This window comes from Flavobacterium notoginsengisoli (genome assembly GCF_042686225.1).
Taxonomy (GTDB): domain Bacteria; phylum Bacteroidota; class Bacteroidia; order Flavobacteriales; family Flavobacteriaceae; genus Flavobacterium; species Flavobacterium notoginsengisoli.
The window spans coordinates 56,327-74,022 of record NZ_JBHUOT010000005.1 but is presented as its reverse complement, the minus strand read 5'-3'; the positions used below and the strand labels follow the sequence as shown (position 1 = coordinate 74,022).

The window sequence follows — 17,696 nt, the reverse complement described above, 5'->3', positions numbered from 1 at the left end:
TCTTGAGGAGGATATTTTAGATGTCTAAATTGATATATAAGTCTTTCAATTACTCATAAATCTTAAGTGTTTTTTCGATAATACAAGGTGGCAGTAGTTTCGCTTTGGTTCTCAGATAAGACGAATTAGAATTATTCTTCCAGACTATATTCTCCATTATGATAATTCTTTATTATTTTTCCGGCAATTTCATAGTCCTCTTTTTGAACTTTTAAAATGGCAGGATTATAACCTCCGGAAGAAATTGACCATGGTTGAATGATTGACATATTCTCATTGGCAATGAAAGTTTGAATTCCGGCATTTTCTAATAGATTTTTAACATTCATTACTTCTATATAAGAGCCTTTAAAGATTTCAGTCATAATTGTTTTATTTAATTTTTTTTATTTCGAATTACCATATTTTTATACATGACAAGAATACAATTGAGAATAAAATTAATCTGTTTATCAGTAGAATAGTATAAGGCGTTTTTTTAATGCTATAGATTATGCTGTTTCATAGCGCTTTTTTCTTTCTTAATTCCTGCTCTGTAACTCATAAAAACAGCAATACCGGATAAAAATGGTCCAATGGATAATCTAAAATCCGAAAACGAAATTTCTTTTAAACTTTCCTTTTGAAGTAAAGGAGCTAAATCAAAGCCAATGAATAATAGAACAAGAATTAAAAAAATAATTAAGAATTTTTTTCGAGCTACCATATAATTGTAATTAATAGAATAATTTATCTTTTTACACTTTCACATAAAATCATTAAAATGAGAATCATAATAACACAAAGAAAAACCGAATTAGGATTGGCAAAATTTATTGTCCATCCCATTTCTTTTATTTTTTTTGGAGGAAATATTCTTTTATCCTTCGGATTATAATAGAAAAGTCCCCAAACCCAATTGTCTGGATCCTGGCTCCAATTGTTTTGTTCTTGTTCAGAAGGCTCTTGATCGTGTTTCATTTTTTAGAAGAATTATTCTTTTTACTATTGTAGCGATATCCTAATGCAATTATAATTACAAGTAAAGATGTTATTAAGGCTGTGTTATTCATGATTTTTGGATTGATTTAATTTTAAATTCCTTTCCGTCTTAAACAAAACAATTACAACACATAATACTAAACCTATAAGGACAGACAATTCGGTGAATCGGGTACTGCTATAAATTATGTATAATGTAATTTGAATAAGAAGCAAAAGAGTTAATAGAATTAAAAAAAGATTGGTACTGTATTTTTGAGCAAAGTCCCAGTTGGATTTATTTTTCATTGAGCGAGTGGTTCTATATCCATATAAAGAATTTATATTCTTTGGAGGAAATAATTTGGTTATAAGCATAACAAACAATACAATGATAACGGTTGGATTTTTAGATAAAAGATTTATTACTTCCATATTTTTAATTGGTTTGTTTTGGAAATTTTGTACCCCATCGAAGGCATAACGAAGTAAGGATTGATAACAAAAGTGCTAAATACATCATAGGATTGGTTTTGTTAGCTATTATTTTTTCAACGAAAGAATCACTGTCTTCAAAAAACAGAATTCGAAACATTAATAATGCATACAAGGGGAGCAAAATGTAATTGATTGCTATGTATGCATTAGTATGATTTGGTTTCATAGTTTGATTTTAATTGTTTTCTTTCCAATATTCACTATAAAAATTATCTGTTTTCATTAATTCTTCATGATTTCCAAATTCTGTTATAGTTTTATTTTCCAATATATAAATCGTATCAGCAATATTTTTTAATTTATGTAGGCGATGCGAAATGAATAAAACAGCGCAATCTCGTTTTATTTTTTGGAGTAGCTGAATAGTGAAATTCTCAGTTTTCCGATCCATCGCTGAAGTAGCTTCATCCAAAATTAAAAATTGTGGTTTTTTATATAAAGCTCTTGCCAATGCAATAAGCTGTTTTTGTCCGCCACTCAAATTAATTCCTTCTTCTCCAACTACGGTCATTAAGCCTTGTGGCAATTGATCAAAGTAGAATTCGAAGCCATATTCGACAATAAAACTCAAAACATTTTCTGAAGAATCTTTAGTTCCCAGAAGAATGTTGTCTATGATATTTCCGTTAAAAATAGTAATTTCTTGTGGGATTACACCTATGAAATCGCGATAATTTTCGAGTTTAATTTCCTGAAGCTGATATTGATTGTTTACCATAATATTTCCATTTTCATAAGTATAAAAACGTTGTAAAATCTGTCCTAAAGTACTTTTTCCGGTACCGCTTTCTCCAACAAAGGCAATAATTTTTCCTTTTTCGATTTGAAGATTTAGATGATGGAAAAGCTCGCTTCTTCCTGCAAACCTAAAAGAGAGATTTTGAATCTTAATATTTTTCAGTTCAGAAATTTCAATTCCCTCAGTTTTTTCTTTTTCGACAGAAGCAAATTCATACATTCTGTTGAAAGCTATTTTAGCTTCGTTTATCGGGATAGAAATTAAAGCCAAATTTGCAATAGAAGGAAGTAATGAACCAACAATTCCTAAAATTGCCATTAATTCTCCAATTTTAATTTCTTTATTGAAAACCTGTATTGAAGTGTAAATTAAAATACCAATGACAAATACAACACTGGCTATACCGGATTGCCAGGATAAAGTCATGTTGATTTTCCCAAGATTGAATATTTTTTCCTGATATTTAAAAAAAATATACTGGTTGAGTCGATTAAAAATATCTTGTTTGTTGTCATTTTTAATCGTAGAAATTCCTTGAATTGTATTGATAAAATTACTTTCGACTGAAGCAGAATTTTGCATTACCTCTTTTTGAGATAAAACAATTTTTCGATTACTGCGATAGATGATGAAGAAATAAATAGGTAAACTTAAAATACAGATTAGTCCTAGTTTCCAAGAATAAGAAAATAAGAAAACAGACGAAATAAGAGCGACGAGTATATCTATTGTTAATGAGCTCGTAAGCATCCTGATAACATTTTGTATACGCTGTGTATCATTTAGCCTAGCCACAAGCTCTCCTGTTTTTCGAGTGTCAAAAAATGATTTTGGCAACTGTATTAATGAAGAGAAAAAGGTATTATTTATCCGGTTGTTGAAATTTTTTGATTGCTGCAACACAAAGTATTGTCTTAAAAAAGTTATGCCTACACGGGAAGAAAGCAATAAGGTTAACAATATAATTCCAGAAATGAGTTTGTTGATGTTGTTTGATGGTAATATATCATCAATCAATTTTTGAGAAAATAATGCCATTGCCAATCCTAACCCAGCCACAAAAAATCCAAGTAAAACAGAAATCCAGATTAATTTGTAATCTTCTTTTAAGAGATTTAAGAACCATTTTTTTTGACTGTTTAGTTGCATTTTTTGAGTGGCAAAATTGGCATTTGGTTCGAGTGCCAAACAGGTTTTAGAAATCCATATTTTTTCTAATTCAGAAATACTTAAAGTATAAATTCCTTTTGCCGGATCGCCAATTAAGAAACCTTCTTTTTCACTATATTGATAACAAACAATGTAATGCTGCAACTCATTTTCTATTAATACATGTAAGATAACAGGTTGTTTGTGATCTATTAATGCCTGGATGTCGGCTTCACAGCCATCAGCAACAAAACCTAGTTGATTAGCAGCCTGATACAAACCCAACATTGTTGTTCCCTGCTTTGTGGTCCCGCTTAACTCTCTAATTTTTTCCAAAGAGTTATTACCATTGTGTAGTTTTATGATAGACAGCAAACAAGCTACACCGCAATCTGATTGATCAAGTTGCAAAGTATGAGTTTTTGAGATATGTTTTAGACTTACCAATTTTATTGAATATTCAATTTTTTAAACAGAATTACAGGTTTTATCTGTCCTTTTATTTTCTCTATTAAGTTTTGGTTTTTATCATATAATACGATACAGGGTAAAGAATGTACATCAAAAGTAGTTGCGAAAGTAACTTTGCTGTCATGGAGAAAATGAACATTATTATAAAGATCGAGTTTATAATGTTTAGAAAACTTTTCGATTTGTTCTTGCTTTTCAAATGAAATAAAAATGATTTGACAATCTTTGAATTTTTGTATGTTTTCCTGAATCATAATGGCTTCTTCATTACAATATTCACATTCAGTATTAAAGTAAATAAAGATAACAGGTGTTACTTTTTTTAGGTTTTTATTGGTGAATCTTTTTCCGTTTATATCCTGATAATTGAATTGAGGAATGGTTTTTATATTTTGTTGTATCTCTATTTTGTGGTTTATTTTTGAGACTATTTGATATGTTAAAAAGATTACACTACTAATAAATAATAGGGTGAGGATTGTCTTTATGTTTTTTTTCATTGTATTAATTTAGTTGTAATTTAGTGTAAAAAACATAATTGTTGCAACCCATAAGAATAAGCTGGGGACATAGCTTAAACCAACAACTTTTAATCCATAATCTGTATTGGTCTGAGTGTGTTTGCCAATTTCATATCCTAAATAAATGATGTAAAAAAATTCAAATAAATTAAGAACCTGAAAAGGGTAAATAAACCAAATTTCTAATTCTTTATAACGCACAATATTTAGGGCAGAAAGCGGGTAGAAGTTTTGAATATCTTCTAAAATAAAATTGGTTTCAAAAAAATAAAACCAAATCAATTTAGAAATTGGCACTAATAAAAAGATAAATTCTGCTTTCAAGACGAAATTTAGGATGATGCTAAACTTTAAATCTCTGTTTGAAAAAAACAAACCTATATAAAGTATTGAAGCTATTATTGAGGTTTTAATTAATAATAGTATTGGAATAAAAATATAACCTATCCATTCCCATTTTTTTTGAAATTTGAAAAATTTATCAATTTGATTAGAAGTAAATTGTTCAGAGAGTGAATTATATAATAACTTATCTAAATCAACTATTTCTTTGAAAAAATGGTTTAGTATAATGGATAAACTACAAAGTAATAAGTACTTTAAAACAGCACTATTCATATCAAGAATTGTTGATTTTAATTATGATTTTTTTATTTTATCAATAAGAGACATTGTGATAACAATTGCTAAACACAGTGCTCCTGCTGTTTTTAGCATGTCTGAATATGAATTTTGATTTGTATAATAGTAATAAATTAGATAGATATTAGCTATAATAGCAATTAGAAACTTTAAGATGGCAAATTTCATGAAAATAAGATTTATGAATTAACCCAGAATAAAGCATTTTACTCTGGGTTAATTTTTTTAGCTATTCCAACATCTGCCAATTTCACTATTTAGTCCACTGACACTTGATATTAAGGCTCCTCCAGGATAACCATATGTTACAACCGCAAACATTCCAATCCAACCACAAGGGACTGCACCGCCTTTTATTTTTTCTAATTTATTTTTGCTTACTTTTTTCATTATGCTTCTCTTTGTTTGTTGTTATAATCCCTATTAAGTTTACACATACAGCTATAAACATTGTCATTGTTAGATATTCAGATATTTTATCTGAAAGAAAATGCTTGTTTAAGTTTAGGGCAAGTATGAATAAAACTGACCAGATAAGAATTTTGAGACTTTTATAGATGATTTTTAAATCTAAAAGATTACACAGATGGCCTTAGAAGTAATCTTGTGCAGTACCAAGTGCAAAAACGCGATACTGGCGAAAAAGCCTCCAGAAATGTAGCATTTCATTAGTGCTGTTGCTCCAATTAGCATGCAACCTCTATTCTTATCCTTTCACTTAAACTCTCCATCTGTTTTAATTCTAGTTTTTGATAATGATTTAAATTTATTAGTTAATGATTGTTTTTTCAGTTGAAACCAATTAAAAGTTTTTATTGCCTTTTAATTTACTTTGAAGACATTTTTTAATGATAACTATTGTTGTCTTTTGGATTATAATTTTTCTTTTTTTTTCCATAAAATATTTAATAGTAATACATTTTCGATGAATAGAATATTATGTAATAAATCGACCCAAATTTGATCGAATGAAATGAGCTTTAAATTAAATAGGAACAACATAAAACACCCAATTACATTAAATAGAACTATGATAATTGAAGCTGGGACTTTCATAATTAGTTTCATTTGAAAATTAAAAACAGTCAGAGGCGGCGGCTGTAAAAAAACCTCCAATTGCGCCAGCGGCAAAAATAGAGCCAAATGCGGCTCCTCCAGATCCTACGGCTAAAACTGTAATAGCAGCTCCCATTAGCATGCAGTTTCTACCACTAATTCTTCCCCCATTTAAGTTTTCCATTTTGTTTAATTTTAGTTTTTTCATAATGATTTAAATTTATTGGTTAATATTTTGATTTATTTCACTTATAAATTGATAAGAAGTTTAAAAAAAGCCTCAACCAAAAATCGGTTGTTTTTTATTTTAAAGTTTAGTTTTAACATAATATTCTTCAGTTATTTAAAAAGAATTAGACGATTTTTTTATTATAAGTATATTTATTTAAGAGATTTAGAATTATTCTTTTTGTACATTAAATAAAACACCACATTTGTTAATATACTTGAAAGAATTAGTTTTATTTCTGATTTTGTAAAAATGAGGGACAATAAAAAAATAGAATTCAACAGAATAAGAATGTAGATAGTCTTTTTCATTTTAATTATTTTTATGCATATAAGTGAATTATTATACTTATGAATTTATAAGGAATTAATAAAGTATTAATCTTTAAGTGTTTATGATGTAGTTTTTATTTGCAAATCAGAAGTGTAAAATGATAAATCCAATATTTCATAAATAAAAAAGGATTAAAAAACTTTTGTTGTGATTTTTAAATAGAATATAACAGGCAAAAAAAGTTATATTATTTTCTGTTTCGATTTTAACTTAAAGTGAAAGCATAAACAGATTGTTATGAAAATCCAAAAATTTAGCTTCTTTACATTTTGTGAAAAGATGTTAAAAAAGATATCACAAAGAAGGATATTAGTACTTACTAATAAAAAAATCCAGAATGTTTTTTTCATAATTCTTCAGATTAAATCAGTCAATATTTGAGTTAATTGTGTTACAAATTTATAAGAGTTGTAAAAAAACTCTTACCCTAAAATCGGTTATTAAAAACCTAAATTCGACTAATTGTAAATTAATTCTTATGTTTATATTTGTTTTTAAAAGGTTAATTATGAATAAAATTGTAGGAGATAATTTGAAAATGCTGCGAAAATCAAAAAATATGTCGCAGGAAGAGGTTGCAGATCGGTTAAAAATTTCGCAGTCTGCCTATGCTAGAATGGAGCGAGGCGAAAGTACTTCTTGGACTATTCATTTTAATAAAATCTGTCAAATGTTTGATATAACTCTTGAAGAATTAGTAAGAAGGGGAGTGGGAGATTCTGTATATGAAAATTTAATAGGTACAGAACTCCAAACGGAAAGTGAAGCGCTTCATTTTTATAGAAAAATAATAAGACAATACGAGCTGCAAATAGAAGATTTGAAAATGATTATTAGTGAGTTAAATAAGGGGAAAAACTAAAAAGGCTCTACAATCAAGTAGAGCCTTTCTAAAATATAGTTGAATTGAAATAATTACCTTTTATAAAGCAATATTAATTAAGTTCTTTAGTCACAATCTGCATGGTTTCACGGCTAACTTGTTTCAATAAAACTTCTTTATTAGCTTCAACAGTTTCTGCAGCTTCTTCTGTAAAATGACGAATCGTATATAATGTTACATTCTCACTATATTCAACTTTGAATTTTTTAGAAAGAATAGCATTTAATTCAGGGAAATTTCCAAATTTATCTTCTACACAAACAGAGAAACTAATGGCAGAGTTCTGAATCAAGTTTACTTTGATTTTAAACTCGTGAAACAAACCAAAAATTTCACTAATGTTTTCTTCCATAATGAAAGAGAAATCAATAGAAGAAAGAGAGATTAAAAGCTGTTCTCTTTTTACAATAAAACATGGATATTGCGGTTCCAAATCAACACCTTTAGAAACGCAGGTTCCTTTTAATAAAGGATTCACAAACGATTTTACATACAAAGGAATTTCTTTTTTCTGTAAAGGCTGTAACGTTTTTGGGTGAATAACCGTTGCTCCGTAAAATGCTAATTCGATAGCTTCACGATACGAAATCTGGTTTAATAAACTTGCATTTTCAAAATAACGAGGATCGGCATTCATAACTCCGGGAACGTCTTTCCAGATCGTTACGCTTTCTGCATTTAAGCAGTATGCAAAAATTCCGGCAGTATAGTCAGAACCTTCGCGACCTAAAGTTGTGGTAAAGTTGTTTTCGTCAGCACCTAAAAATCCTTGTGTGATATTCAGCTGTTTTCTTGGAACATTTTTACTGATATTTTGCTGTGTAGTTTCCCAATCTACTTCTGCATCTCTGTAATTGGCATTGGTTTTAATGAAATTACGAACATCAAGCCATTGTGTCTGAATTCCTCTGAAATTCATATAATGACTTAAAATATTGGTAGAAATCAATTCTCCAAAACTCACCACCTGATCGTAAACGAAGTTGTAATTTGGAGATTTATTGTGCGCTAAAAAATATTCTAATTCAGCAAACTGTGTATTTACAGCAGCAAAAACGTCATTGTTTTCATCTTCAAACAAATCCAATAAGATTTGATTGTGATATTTTTTTATTTCTTGTACAGAAGAATTTAACTCTGTCGATTTTTCGAAGTAATTCTTAATTACAACTTCAAGAGCATTTGTTGTTTTTCCCATAGCCGAAACTACAAGAATCACATCTTCGTAACCTACTTTTTGTAAAACGTCGTATACGTTTTTAATTCCATCAGCATCTTTTACCGATGCTCCACCAAATTTAAATACTCTCATTTTTAATTTTAGATTTTTTAGATTTTAGATTTTAGATTTGAGGAAATCTAGTATTTTTTGATTTTTTGCCACAGATTATAAGGATTAAAATGATTTTATAATCTGTGTCGGTTTGCCATGAATTTCACGAATTAGTACGAATATTAATTAGTGGAAATTTGTGGAATTCGTGCCAAAATAAATTTTTATAATTTTTCTAAGAACGCATTCACTCCAACTTCATCCATTTGAACGACCTGCCAATCGTCAAGGATTTTTGCGCCAGAGTTTTTGTAAAAATTAACAGCTGGTGTGTTCCATGCTAAAACATTCCATTCTACTCTTCGTACGCCGTCTCTTTTTCCTTGTTTCATGATTTCGGCATAAAGCGCAGATCCTAAACCGGTACCACGCATTTTCTCTTTTACAATCAGATCTTCAAGATGGATTGTTTTTCCTTTCCAGGTAGAATAACGGTAGTAGTATAAAGCAATTCCAACAATCTCTTTTTGTTTTTCTTCGTTTTCAATCTCTGCTACAAAAACCTGAAAAAGCGGTTTTTCTCCAAATCCGTCACGTACTAAATCCTCTTCTGTAATGACAACAGCTTCAGGTTCTTTTTCGAATATTGCCAGCTCCTGAATTAACCCTAAAACCGATTTCATGTCCTCAGGATTTCCTTTTCTAATATTCATAATTGGTAAACTTTATTTTTTTGTCCTTTATAGTATTGCTTTTTCCTAATATAGAATTTGTTTTCACAAACATTTAAAGTAGCAATTTTATGTATTCGTATTTTTAAGTAATTATTATCAAATAAAAATCATTTTAAAAGTTGCTTTTCGCTAAATATTAGCAAATATACAATAAGGGCAAACTAACAAAATAATTTTTAAATCATTCTCACAAAATAAGCGATATTTGTGACTTAAAATTAAAACTATAACGATTTAGCAATGGAAGAACGCAATAAAACACTGGGAGAGTTTATTATTGAGAACCAAAAAGCATTTCAGTATTCGTCGGGAGAGCTCTCGCGAATCATCAACTCTATTAGATTGGCGGCAAAAGTGGTCAATCATAAGGTAAACCAAGCGGGTTTGGTGGATATTATTGGCGCCGCGGGCGAGCAGAATATCCAGGGAGAAGACCAGCAAAAATTAGATGTCTATGCCAACGAAGTATTTATCCAGACGTTAATAAACCGTGAGATTGTCTGTGGTATTGCTTCTGAAGAAAACGACGATTATATTACAGTTCAGGGGAGCGACAACTGTCATAATAATAAGTACGTGATCTTAATGGATCCGCTTGACGGATCTTCAAACATTGATGTAAATGTTTCAGTAGGAACTATCTTTTCTGTTTTTAGAAGAGTAACGCCAATTGGAACTCCGGTAACTAGCGAGGATTTTTTACAACCGGGAATCAATCAGGTGGCAGCAGGCTATGTAATTTATGGAACTTCAACCATGCTGGTTTACACTACAGGACATGGAGTAAACGGATTTACTTTAAACCCCGCAATAGGGACTTTTTATCTTTCACATCCGAATATGCAATTTCCAAAAGATGGACATATCTATTCGGTCAACGAAGGGAATTATGTTCATTTTCCGCAGGGAGTAAAAAATTACATTAAATATTGTCAGCGTGAAGAAGATGACAGACCTTATACTTCAAGATATATTGGAAGTTTGGTTTCAGATTTTCATAGAAATATGATTAAGGGCGGTATCTATATTTATCCAACAAGTTCTAAAGCGCCAAAAGGAAAGTTGCGTTTATTGTATGAAGGTAATCCAATGGCGTTTCTTGCAGAACAAGCAGGAGGAAAAGCAACAGACGGATTTAACAGAATTATGGAAATCCAGCCAACAGAACTGCACCAAAGGGTTCCATTTTTCTGCGGAAGCTATAATATGGTAGAAAAAGCAGAGGAATTTATGGCAGCTGAATAACAGTATTCAGTAGTCAGTTTTTAGTGTTCAGTCACTGCGCAAACCTAACAGGTTTTTTGGTTTCAAGATATCATTAGGATTAAAAACAACAAACCCGACAGGTTTTCAAAACCTGTCGGGTTTATAATTAAAATTCGTTTCAATTTTTTATCAGCTATAAACTGAACACTAAAAACTGAAAAGTGTATACTGAAATACTATTTATTCATATTCTCCATTTCGAAAAGGAAAGTATCTAAATCTACTTTTTTATCAATTAGAGATAATGCTTTTGAAATAATATAGTTTACGTTTCCTGGAGTAAATCCAAGAGCTAATCCCATACGGGTTAACATAACTTCCTGCTGATCTCCTAAATGATGATCCACGTGAACCATTCTGGCTAAATCATACAAACGCTCTAAACGCTGTGTATATAAATAAGGTGGGTTTATAGGGTGTTTCCACGGATCTTTAAGGATCTCTTTGTATTCGTCTTCTGAAATTTCTAATCTTGATGCAAGTTTGTCCAAAAACTCCTGCTCTTCCGGGCTTACTTTTCCGTCAGCAAAAGCTACACGCACAATTGCAGAGAAATGACCTCTGTTTCTTTGTTTGAATTCGTTATCAAATAATTCTGAAAATGGCATAATTAATAAGTTTTTATTGAACAAATATAGTCCTATTTTTAAATTATTAATTTTAAATTTCTCATAAAATTTAACTTATTTTTATTGTAGGATTTAATAATTGAAATCTTTAATTCTGAAAATTAATCGTAAGTTTACAGCCCCTAATTATTTAAATTATAGATTACCTATGTCGCAATTTTGGATTTATTTTCAAATAGGATTAAAACACGTTTTAGATATCAATGCATACGATCACGTTCTTTTTTTAATCGCCTTAACTGTTCCGTATTTATTTAAAGACTGGAAAAGAATTTTTCTACTGGTTTCGTTGTTTACAATTGGACATACATTGGCTTTAATTCTGTCTGTTTATGGAATAATTACAATAAAAGTAAACCTTGTAGAATTCTTAATACCTATTACAATTTTGGTAACGGCTTTGTATCATTTGTTTACGGCAGGAAAGACTTCAAAAAACGATAGTGTAAATTTGGTATTTTTTATAACTTTATTCTTTGGTATTATTCACGGTTTAGGATTCTCTAATTATTTCAAAACAATTTTAGGAGGATCTGCAACTTCAAAATTGTTACCTTTGGGAGAGTTTGCTTTAGGAATTGAAGCGGCTCAGTTAGTAGTGGTTTTTGTGGTCTTGGTAATATCATATATAGTGCAGACCGTTTTTCGTTTTTCAAAACGCGATTGGGCACTGGTAATGTCGGCTTTTGTTATTGGAGTTGTAATTCCGATGATTATCGAAAGTCCGATTTGGAACAGATAAAATAAATGGAAGTAAAAAAAGGGAATAAATACGATAAAGCTTATCTGCGAATTGCAAAAGAATGGAGTCAGCTCTCGTATTGTAAACGAAAACAAGTTGGAGCTATTATTGTAAAAGACAGAATGATTATTTCTGACGGCTACAACGGAACACCATCCGGATTTGAAAATTGCTGTGAAGACGAAGACGGATTAACGCGCTGGGATGTTTTACATGCCGAAGCAAATGCCATCCTGAAAGTAGCAAGATCAACACAATCTTGTGAAGGTGCAACATTGTATATTACACTTTCGCCTTGTAAAGAATGTAGTAAATTGATACATCAGTCTGGAATAAAAAGAGTGGTCTATAAAGATGGATATCGTGACGATTCCGGAATTCAATTTTTAATAAAAGCAGGAGTTGAGGTACATCATATTCCTGACTTAGAAGAGTAAATGAAATTTAATTCGAAATATTTACCCATAATAATCGGAGCGACCTTTGCTCTGGGAACGGTTGTCGGAAGCCTTATGAATGCTCCCGCCGATGATCAGCTTTTGGCTAAAAATTACTCTAAAACCAAACTCAACAAACTGATTGATTTTATCAATAACGAATACGTTGACAGTATCAATACAGATTCTATTGTAAATCTTACGGTAGATAATATTCTTTCCAAATTAGATCCGCATTCTGTTTATATTCCGCCAAGCGAACAGGCTGAGGTTGCGGAAAGCATGAAAGGAGATTTCGTCGGAATCGGAATCAATTTTTATATGTATAAAGATTCGGTTGCGATTATAAAACCAATTGAAAATGGACCTTCAGCGAAAGCGGGATTAAAATCGGGAGACCGAATTTTATTTGCCGGAAAAACTAAATTGTACGGAAGAAAACTGCCTTCGGATAGTTTGTTTTCGAAACTAAAAGGTTTGCAGGGATCCGAAATTGAATTGACGGTTTTTAGAAAATCGGAACAGAAGAAACTGAAATTTAAAGTAAAAAGAGATGTTATTCCAATCAAAAGCGTCGATGCTTCGTTACTGATTGGAAATAATGTTGGTTACATCAAGATAAATCGTTTTGCAGAAACTACTTTTAATGAGTTCAAAACAGGCTTAACGAGATTAAAACAAAAAGGTATTCAGTCACTTGTAATTGACCTTCGTGATAATGGTGGAGGTTATATGGAAGAAGCAATTGCAATTGCCGACGAATTTTTAGAAGATAAACAGCTTATCGTTTTTACAAAAAGTAAAAATGGCTCGATTGATAAAACATTTGCTACAAAAGCCGGAAGTTTTGAAACCGGGAAAGTATATGTTTTAATTAATGAAAATAGTGCTTCTGCAAGTGAAATTCTGGCCGGAGCAATTCAGGATAATGATAGAGGAACAATCGTGGGAAGACGTTCTTTTGGAAAAGGTTTAGTTCAAAGAGAAATGGATTTTAACGACGGATCAGCTGTTCGTTTGACTGTAGCGCGTTATTATACGCCAACAGGAAGATCAATTCAGAAGCCTTATAAAAAAGGAAACGAAGATTATTTTAAAGAGTCAGAATCCAGAATTGCGACAGGTGAATTGTATGCAAAAGACAGTATAAAAGTAGCCGATTCGCTAAAATTCAAAACCCCAAAAGGTAAAATCGTTTATGGCGGCGGCGGAATCGTTCCTGATGTTTTTGTCCCAATGGAAGCGGAGCACGGAAATGAAAATGTTGGCTATTTGTTGCAGACAGGAATTGTTGGTCATTTTGTTTTCGAGGAATTGGATAAAAATAGAAATGCTTTTGAAGGAGATAATTTCAATACGTTTTTAGCAAAAATGAAGAATTCAGATGTATACTTCAAAAAGTTTAAAAACTACATTTTAATGACTGGTTTAGACTTAAAACTAGACAAAACAAAAGCATTGGTAAACCGACATATTACTGCTGAGTTTGCCAGACAATTGTTTGGGGAATTGTATTATTATGACGTAATCTTAAAAGACGACGCCATGATTAAGACAATTCTCAATCCGAAGAAATAATTTCAATTTTTATATCATGAAAATAGAAGCCGTTATTAATGCAGAAATAGGACTTCTGACTGCAGTTAAGAGTTCGGATGTTTTGGTTTTGGAAAAAATGCTCCATGACGATTTATTATTCAACCTTCCGGATGGACAAACGATAACTAAAGAATTTGATTTGAATTCTTATCGCTCAGGGAAAATGAAAATAGATTCTTTGGAAGCTTCGATCAAATTATTAATATCATTGATGATGCTGCTGTGGTTGCTGTTACCATTTCATTAAAAGGAACTTACGAAAAAAATCCAATAAATGGTGTTTTCAAATATATCAGGGTTTGGAAGCAATTTGAAAATAATCTAAAAGTGATCGCGGGAAGCTGTATTCAGCTGGCATAAATTTTGGGAAAGAATAAATAATATAAACTTAAAATAAAACTTAGCGAACCTAGCGTAAACCTTTGCGAACTTCGCGGTTTAACATTCAAAATATGAAAAATCTAAAAAAAATAAGTTTCCTTTTACTTATAATGACTTTTGTAATCTCTTGTACCTCTATGAAAAACGATTCTAATGCCCCAGTTTCAGGAAAAGTAGAATCTATCGAAGGAGGAAAAGACGGTTACACTGCAAAAATCACTACAGATGCAAAAGAAGTATATTTCGCCACAATCAGTATTGTAAATGTTGGCGGGCCTCAAAACTATAAACAATTAAAAATTGGAGATATAGTTGCTGTAAAAGGAGAAAAATGGAAAACCGATGACGAAAACCATATTAAAGTAACAGAAATCGTTTCGGTAAAATAGTCAAAGATTAAAAAATAAACCATATAAGTGATATAAGTTCATATATGCTTCGTGCATAGATTAAATGAACTTATATCACTTATATGGTTTTTAAATATAATTTATCGAATACTATCGTGTGCGTGAGTTTGTACACCATTGTTCCATAAAGTAAGAATATCTGTCGCTACGGCAGCACCGCTTCCTGCAGCAATGGCTAATTGGCTTCTCCATCCGGCTAAAGTTCCAATAACGTAAATTCCGTCTGCAACTTTATGATCTTCGTTTTTAAGCTGAATACGTTGTTTTTCCGGAAGTGCTTTTTTATGAGGTTCAATGTATTGTATTAAACCTTCAATGTCAAAAGTATTGGCAGAGCCAATTCCCACAACGATATTTTTTGTTTGGTAGGAGTTTTTATTAGTAGTAACAGTAAATTCAGGATAAGTTCCTTCTACTTTAATTACCTTTTCATTTGGAATCTGTTCAATATGAGGATAAGTCGAGGCTAAATCTTGCGTGCTTTCTGTAAGTAATTCAGAACCTAGTTTGCCCGGCGTAATTCCGTAAGCATTGTAAAAGATTGCTTCTTGTAAAGAAGAAGTTTTTTGATGTGTAAAAATTCCGATTTTTTTATCGGTTACAAAAGCTTTGTTTTTTGCGGAACCTAAGACAAGAGCGCAAGACATTCCTGATACTCCGCCACCAATAATTAAAACATCAAACATATTATCTGTTTTCATTCATTTTTTCCTCAATTCTTTTTGAAATTCTAAAGATCAAAAGAATTAAAACGGCGCAAAATGAAGCGGCGATTCCAATAAAAGCTACCATACTATCACCCTGGAAAGGATTTTTAAAGTCTAATAACGTAATATTAAAAACAATTAAAGCTAATGCTAAAAGCACTAAGATTGAAGTAAAAATTTTCATAAGATTGTTTCTGTTTGGTCTAAAATAATAAAGTAGAACTCCTGAAAAATGACTAAGAGTTATATTTTAGAATATTTTACGGGGTAAATTTATAAAAATAAATTTTAGACAAACAAACCTTTAACATTAGCAGCGAATAATTTAACAGCAATTGCTAAAAGTATCACACCAAATGTCTTACGAACAACGCCAAGTCCGTTTTCTCCTAACAAATTTTCAATCTTTTTTGAAGATTTCAAAACAATATAAACCAAGATAATATTGAGCAGAATTGCAATTATAATATTAATGGTATGAAATTGAGATCTAAGCGACAATAGAGTGGTCATAGTTCCTGCTCCGGCAATCAATGGAAATGCCAATGGTACAATTGAAGCAGAACCGGGTTCTTCGTCACGATAGATTCTAATTCCTAAAATCATTTCCAGAGCAAGAAAGAATAAAACAAACGAACCTGCAACTGCAAATGAATGTACGTCAATACCGATGAGGTTTAATAATCCTTCTCCAACGAAAAGAAAAACAATCATAATTGCTCCGGCTACAATAGAAGCTTTTTCAGATTCAATATGCCCAACTTTTGCTCTTAGATTCACAATAATTGGAATAGAACCTACAATATCAATTACGGCAAAAAGTACCATGCTTACGGTAATGATTTCTTTGAAGTCGATTTCTAACATATCGTTTTGATTTTTAGGGTTTAAAAACTGCTGCAAAAGTAAATAATAAAGTTAGGTGTTTTTTCTATAGAATGTATTTTTGTTATAAAAACATGTTTTATTGATTAAAAAAGTGATATTTGTAACAATTGTGTTTTTTGCCGAGAGTTTCGCAAAAATTTTCCGCAAAGATGCACGAAGTATTATTTTTTGAATCATCATTTAATGAGGAAATCTCTGTAAACTTTGTGGCATCTTTGCGAATCTCTGTGTTATATTTTTTATGTCTATTCTTTGACTATCTTTGCACTTTATAAATTACAGTATTTTAATATCATGTTTCAGTTAGGTAAAACTATTATTTCAGAAGACATTCTGGAGAAAGAATTTGTGTGCAACTTGTCTGCTTGTAAAGGAGCTTGTTGCGTTGATGGAGATGCGGGTGCGCCTTTGAATGAGGCTGAAACTAAAATCTTAGAAGAAATCTACCCAAAAGTAAAGCCTTTTTTAAGAAAAGAAGGAATCGAGGCAATCGAGGCGCAAGGAACCTGGGTTACGGGAACTGACGGCGATCTTGAAACTCCGCTTATCGATAATAAAGATTGTGCTTATGTCATTTTTGATGGAAAAACAGCACTTTGCGGAATCGAGCAAGCCTATAATCAGGGAATAGTAGACTGGAAAAAACCGGTTTCTTGTCACTTGTATCCAATTCGTGTAAAAGACTTCACTGAGTTTGCTGCGGTAAATTATGATAAATGGGATATTTGTGATGATGCTTGTTCTTTAGGAAAAGAATTGGAAGTTCCGGTTTACAAATTTGTCAAAGAAGCGCTAATACGACGTTTTGGCGAGGATTGGTATATGGAACTGGAAAAAGTAGCCGAGGAGCTTAAAAATTCATAAAAATACTTATCCGTTATATAGTCTTTTTGACTACATATTTTTAACTCAAAAAAATAAAATTTTAACTCAAAAAATCTTTTTTGAAAACTATTAAAAATTACTTGCATTTTATATTTAAAAGTCTATATTTTACGGCTGTTTCCGAAGATTTATAGCTTTTAAATAGCTCATTTACAAATAATTAATTATTGTCTGAAAAATATCGCAATTTTTAGCAGTTGTTAAAAACTACGGCAGATTGTGAATAAGTTTGCCTTTCATTTTTCCCGTTAATTGACAATCTTT

General features: G+C 31.0%; 24 protein-coding genes. 8 read left to right on the top strand and 16 right to left on the bottom strand.

Annotated elements, in window-relative coordinates; genetic code table 11:
- Positions 1 to 131: 131 nt before the first annotated feature.
- The 10 genes from ACFS3A_RS12725 to ACFS3A_RS12680 all read right to left on the bottom strand — a co-directional run bounded on the left by ACFS3A_RS12725 (position 132) and on the right by ACFS3A_RS12680 (position 6,220).
- On the bottom strand, positions 132 to 365 hold the full coding sequence (locus ACFS3A_RS12725) for a putative signal transducing protein (RefSeq protein WP_379825930.1): 234 nt from the start codon (positions 363 to 365) through the stop codon (positions 132 to 134).
- 119 nt (positions 366 to 484) lie between these two features.
- Positions 485 to 706 (bottom strand): hypothetical protein, encoded by a 222-nt coding sequence (locus tag ACFS3A_RS12720; protein ID WP_379825929.1) that lies wholly within the window; start codon positions 704 to 706, stop codon positions 485 to 487.
- A gap of 23 nt (positions 707 to 729) precedes the next feature.
- Complete coding sequence (locus tag ACFS3A_RS12715; RefSeq protein ID WP_379825928.1) at positions 730 to 960, bottom strand: DUF5808 domain-containing protein; 231 nt, start codon at positions 958 to 960, stop codon at positions 730 to 732.
- 84 nt (positions 961 to 1,044) lie between these two features.
- Positions 1,045 to 1,338, bottom strand: a complete 294-nt coding sequence (locus ACFS3A_RS12710) for an SdpI family protein (RefSeq protein ID WP_379826269.1) — start codon at positions 1,336 to 1,338, stop codon at positions 1,045 to 1,047.
- Between the two features lie 61 nt (positions 1,339 to 1,399).
- Positions 1,400 to 1,624, bottom strand: a complete 225-nt coding sequence (locus ACFS3A_RS12705) for a hypothetical protein (protein ID WP_379825927.1) — start codon at positions 1,622 to 1,624, stop codon at positions 1,400 to 1,402.
- A 9-nt stretch (positions 1,625 to 1,633) separates the two neighbouring features.
- On the bottom strand, positions 1,634 to 3,757 hold the full coding sequence (locus ACFS3A_RS12700) for a peptidase domain-containing ABC transporter (RefSeq protein ID WP_379825926.1): 2,124 nt from the start codon (positions 3,755 to 3,757) through the stop codon (positions 1,634 to 1,636).
- 38 nt (positions 3,758 to 3,795) lie between these two features.
- A complete protein-coding gene (locus ACFS3A_RS12695) occupies positions 3,796 to 4,317 on the bottom strand; it encodes a peroxiredoxin family protein (RefSeq protein ID WP_379825925.1) in 522 nt (173 codons plus the stop codon).
- Positions 4,318 to 4,326: 9 nt separating this feature from the next.
- Positions 4,327 to 4,956 (bottom strand): hypothetical protein, encoded by a 630-nt coding sequence (locus tag ACFS3A_RS12690; RefSeq protein ID WP_379825923.1) that lies wholly within the window; start codon positions 4,954 to 4,956, stop codon positions 4,327 to 4,329.
- 249 nt (positions 4,957 to 5,205) lie between these two features.
- Positions 5,206 to 5,370: a hypothetical protein gene (locus tag ACFS3A_RS12685; protein ID WP_379825922.1), complete on the bottom strand. Its 165-nt coding sequence runs from the start codon at positions 5,368 to 5,370 to the stop codon at positions 5,206 to 5,208.
- Between the two features lie 685 nt (positions 5,371 to 6,055).
- Positions 6,056 to 6,220: a hypothetical protein gene (locus tag ACFS3A_RS12680; RefSeq protein WP_379825921.1), complete on the bottom strand. Its 165-nt coding sequence runs from the start codon at positions 6,218 to 6,220 to the stop codon at positions 6,056 to 6,058.
- Positions 6,221 to 7,106: 886 nt separating this feature from the next.
- Here ACFS3A_RS12680 and ACFS3A_RS12675 point away from each other — a divergent pair.
- Positions 7,107 to 7,460: a helix-turn-helix transcriptional regulator gene (locus tag ACFS3A_RS12675; protein WP_379825919.1), complete on the top strand. Its 354-nt coding sequence runs from the start codon at positions 7,107 to 7,109 to the stop codon at positions 7,458 to 7,460.
- Between the two features lie 73 nt (positions 7,461 to 7,533).
- Here ACFS3A_RS12675 and ACFS3A_RS12670 read toward each other — a convergent pair whose 3' ends face one another.
- Together ACFS3A_RS12670 and ACFS3A_RS12665 are read right to left on the bottom strand one after the other, a co-directional pair.
- On the bottom strand, positions 7,534 to 8,793 hold the full coding sequence (locus tag ACFS3A_RS12670; RefSeq protein WP_379825918.1) for an aspartate kinase: 1,260 nt from the start codon (positions 8,791 to 8,793) through the stop codon (positions 7,534 to 7,536).
- 185 nt (positions 8,794 to 8,978) lie between these two features.
- Positions 8,979 to 9,467, bottom strand: a complete 489-nt coding sequence (locus tag ACFS3A_RS12665; RefSeq protein WP_379825917.1) for a GNAT family N-acetyltransferase — start codon at positions 9,465 to 9,467, stop codon at positions 8,979 to 8,981.
- Positions 9,468 to 9,728: 261 nt separating this feature from the next.
- Here ACFS3A_RS12665 and fbp point away from each other — a divergent pair, with 261 nt between their 5' ends.
- Positions 9,729 to 10,733, top strand: a complete 1,005-nt coding sequence (fbp, locus tag ACFS3A_RS12660) for a class 1 fructose-bisphosphatase (RefSeq protein ID WP_379825915.1) — start codon at positions 9,729 to 9,731, stop codon at positions 10,731 to 10,733.
- Between the two features lie 197 nt (positions 10,734 to 10,930).
- On the opposite strand, the gene ACFS3A_RS12655 is transcribed toward fbp, so the two are convergent.
- A complete protein-coding gene (locus ACFS3A_RS12655; protein ID WP_379825914.1) occupies positions 10,931 to 11,362 on the bottom strand; it encodes a tellurite resistance TerB family protein in 432 nt (143 codons plus the stop codon).
- A 169-nt stretch (positions 11,363 to 11,531) separates the two neighbouring features.
- Here ACFS3A_RS12655 and ACFS3A_RS12650 point away from each other — a divergent pair, with 169 nt between their 5' ends.
- The 5 genes from ACFS3A_RS12650 (at position 11,532) to ACFS3A_RS12630 (ending at position 14,931) form a co-directional block, all read left to right on the top strand.
- On the top strand, positions 11,532 to 12,125 hold the full coding sequence (locus ACFS3A_RS12650) for a HupE/UreJ family protein (protein WP_379825913.1): 594 nt from the start codon (positions 11,532 to 11,534) through the stop codon (positions 12,123 to 12,125).
- A gap of 5 nt (positions 12,126 to 12,130) precedes the next feature.
- Positions 12,131 to 12,562: a deoxycytidylate deaminase gene (locus ACFS3A_RS12645; protein WP_379825911.1), complete on the top strand. Its 432-nt coding sequence runs from the start codon at positions 12,131 to 12,133 to the stop codon at positions 12,560 to 12,562.
- The gene (locus tag ACFS3A_RS12640; RefSeq protein WP_379825910.1) at positions 12,563 to 14,140 is read left to right on the top strand and encodes a S41 family peptidase; all 1,578 of its coding nucleotides are present in this window, start codon (positions 12,563 to 12,565) and stop codon (positions 14,138 to 14,140) included.
- A gap of 16 nt (positions 14,141 to 14,156) precedes the next feature.
- Positions 14,157 to 14,408 (top strand): nuclear transport factor 2 family protein, encoded by a 252-nt coding sequence (locus ACFS3A_RS12635; RefSeq protein WP_379825909.1) that lies wholly within the window; start codon positions 14,157 to 14,159, stop codon positions 14,406 to 14,408.
- A 205-nt stretch (positions 14,409 to 14,613) separates the two neighbouring features.
- Entirely contained in the window at positions 14,614 to 14,931 is a 318-nt protein-coding gene (locus ACFS3A_RS12630; protein ID WP_379825908.1) for a hypothetical protein, read from the top strand.
- A gap of 101 nt (positions 14,932 to 15,032) precedes the next feature.
- On the opposite strand, the gene ACFS3A_RS12625 is transcribed toward ACFS3A_RS12630, so the two are convergent.
- The 3 genes from ACFS3A_RS12625 to ACFS3A_RS12615 form a co-directional block, all read right to left on the bottom strand.
- Complete coding sequence (locus ACFS3A_RS12625) at positions 15,033 to 15,638, bottom strand: FAD-dependent oxidoreductase (protein WP_379826268.1); 606 nt, start codon at positions 15,636 to 15,638, stop codon at positions 15,033 to 15,035.
- Position 15,639: 1 nt separating this feature from the next.
- Entirely contained in the window at positions 15,640 to 15,843 is a 204-nt protein-coding gene (locus ACFS3A_RS12620; protein ID WP_132987565.1) for a hypothetical protein, read from the bottom strand.
- A gap of 104 nt (positions 15,844 to 15,947) precedes the next feature.
- The gene (locus ACFS3A_RS12615; RefSeq protein WP_091494800.1) at positions 15,948 to 16,526 is read right to left on the bottom strand and encodes a MarC family protein; all 579 of its coding nucleotides are present in this window, start codon (positions 16,524 to 16,526) and stop codon (positions 15,948 to 15,950) included.
- A gap of 315 nt (positions 16,527 to 16,841) precedes the next feature.
- On the opposite strand from ACFS3A_RS12615, the gene ACFS3A_RS12610 reads away from it, so the two are divergent.
- Positions 16,842 to 17,411 carry a DUF3109 family protein gene (locus ACFS3A_RS12610; protein ID WP_109190763.1) on the top strand — a complete coding sequence of 190 codons (570 nt, stop codon included), beginning with the start codon at positions 16,842 to 16,844 and terminating at the stop codon, positions 17,409 to 17,411.
- Positions 17,412 to 17,696 lie beyond the last annotated feature (285 nt).

Bases quoted from the DNA above. Each gene is read 5' to 3' on its own strand.
- ACFS3A_RS12725 (WP_379825930.1), bottom strand. From the start codon at position 365: ATGACTGAAATCTTTAAAGGCTCTTATATAGAAGTAATGAATGTTAAA.
- ACFS3A_RS12650 (WP_379825913.1), top strand. From the start codon at position 11,532: ATGTCGCAATTTTGGATTTATTTTCAAATAGGATTAAAACACGTTTTA.
- ACFS3A_RS12710 (WP_379826269.1), bottom strand. From the start codon at position 1,338: ATGCTTATAACCAAATTATTTCCTCCAAAGAATATAAATTCTTTATAT.
- ACFS3A_RS12705 (WP_379825927.1), bottom strand. From the start codon at position 1,624: ATGAAACCAAATCATACTAATGCATACATAGCAATCAATTACATTTTG.
- ACFS3A_RS12720 (WP_379825929.1), bottom strand. From the start codon at position 706: ATGGTAGCTCGAAAAAAATTCTTAATTATTTTTTTAATTCTTGTTCTA.
- ACFS3A_RS12610 (WP_109190763.1), top strand. From the start codon at position 16,842: ATGTTTCAGTTAGGTAAAACTATTATTTCAGAAGACATTCTGGAGAAA.
- ACFS3A_RS12640 (WP_379825910.1), top strand. From the start codon at position 12,563: ATGAAATTTAATTCGAAATATTTACCCATAATAATCGGAGCGACCTTT.
- ACFS3A_RS12635 (WP_379825909.1), top strand. From the start codon at position 14,157: ATGAAAATAGAAGCCGTTATTAATGCAGAAATAGGACTTCTGACTGCA.
- ACFS3A_RS12690 (WP_379825923.1), bottom strand. From the start codon at position 4,956: ATGAATAGTGCTGTTTTAAAGTACTTATTACTTTGTAGTTTATCCATT.
- ACFS3A_RS12675 (WP_379825919.1), top strand. From the start codon at position 7,107: ATGAATAAAATTGTAGGAGATAATTTGAAAATGCTGCGAAAATCAAAA.
- ACFS3A_RS12670 (WP_379825918.1), bottom strand. From the start codon at position 8,793: ATGAGAGTATTTAAATTTGGTGGAGCATCGGTAAAAGATGCTGATGGA.
- ACFS3A_RS12620 (WP_132987565.1), bottom strand. From the start codon at position 15,843: ATGAAAATTTTTACTTCAATCTTAGTGCTTTTAGCATTAGCTTTAATT.
- ACFS3A_RS12655 (WP_379825914.1), bottom strand. From the start codon at position 11,362: ATGCCATTTTCAGAATTATTTGATAACGAATTCAAACAAAGAAACAGA.
- ACFS3A_RS12680 (WP_379825921.1), bottom strand. From the start codon at position 6,220: ATGGAAAACTTAAATGGGGGAAGAATTAGTGGTAGAAACTGCATGCTA.
- ACFS3A_RS12630 (WP_379825908.1), top strand. From the start codon at position 14,614: ATGAAAAATCTAAAAAAAATAAGTTTCCTTTTACTTATAATGACTTTT.
- ACFS3A_RS12645 (WP_379825911.1), top strand. From the start codon at position 12,131: ATGGAAGTAAAAAAAGGGAATAAATACGATAAAGCTTATCTGCGAATT.
- ACFS3A_RS12615 (WP_091494800.1), bottom strand. From the start codon at position 16,526: ATGTTAGAAATCGACTTCAAAGAAATCATTACCGTAAGCATGGTACTT.
- ACFS3A_RS12685 (WP_379825922.1), bottom strand. From the start codon at position 5,370: ATGAAAAAAGTAAGCAAAAATAAATTAGAAAAAATAAAAGGCGGTGCA.
- ACFS3A_RS12625 (WP_379826268.1), bottom strand. From the start codon at position 15,638: ATGTTTGATGTTTTAATTATTGGTGGCGGAGTATCAGGAATGTCTTGC.
- ACFS3A_RS12715 (WP_379825928.1), bottom strand. From the start codon at position 960: ATGAAACACGATCAAGAGCCTTCTGAACAAGAACAAAACAATTGGAGC.
- ACFS3A_RS12665 (WP_379825917.1), bottom strand. From the start codon at position 9,467: ATGAATATTAGAAAAGGAAATCCTGAGGACATGAAATCGGTTTTAGGG.
- fbp (WP_379825915.1), top strand. From the start codon at position 9,729: ATGGAAGAACGCAATAAAACACTGGGAGAGTTTATTATTGAGAACCAA.
- ACFS3A_RS12695 (WP_379825925.1), bottom strand. From the start codon at position 4,317: ATGAAAAAAAACATAAAGACAATCCTCACCCTATTATTTATTAGTAGT.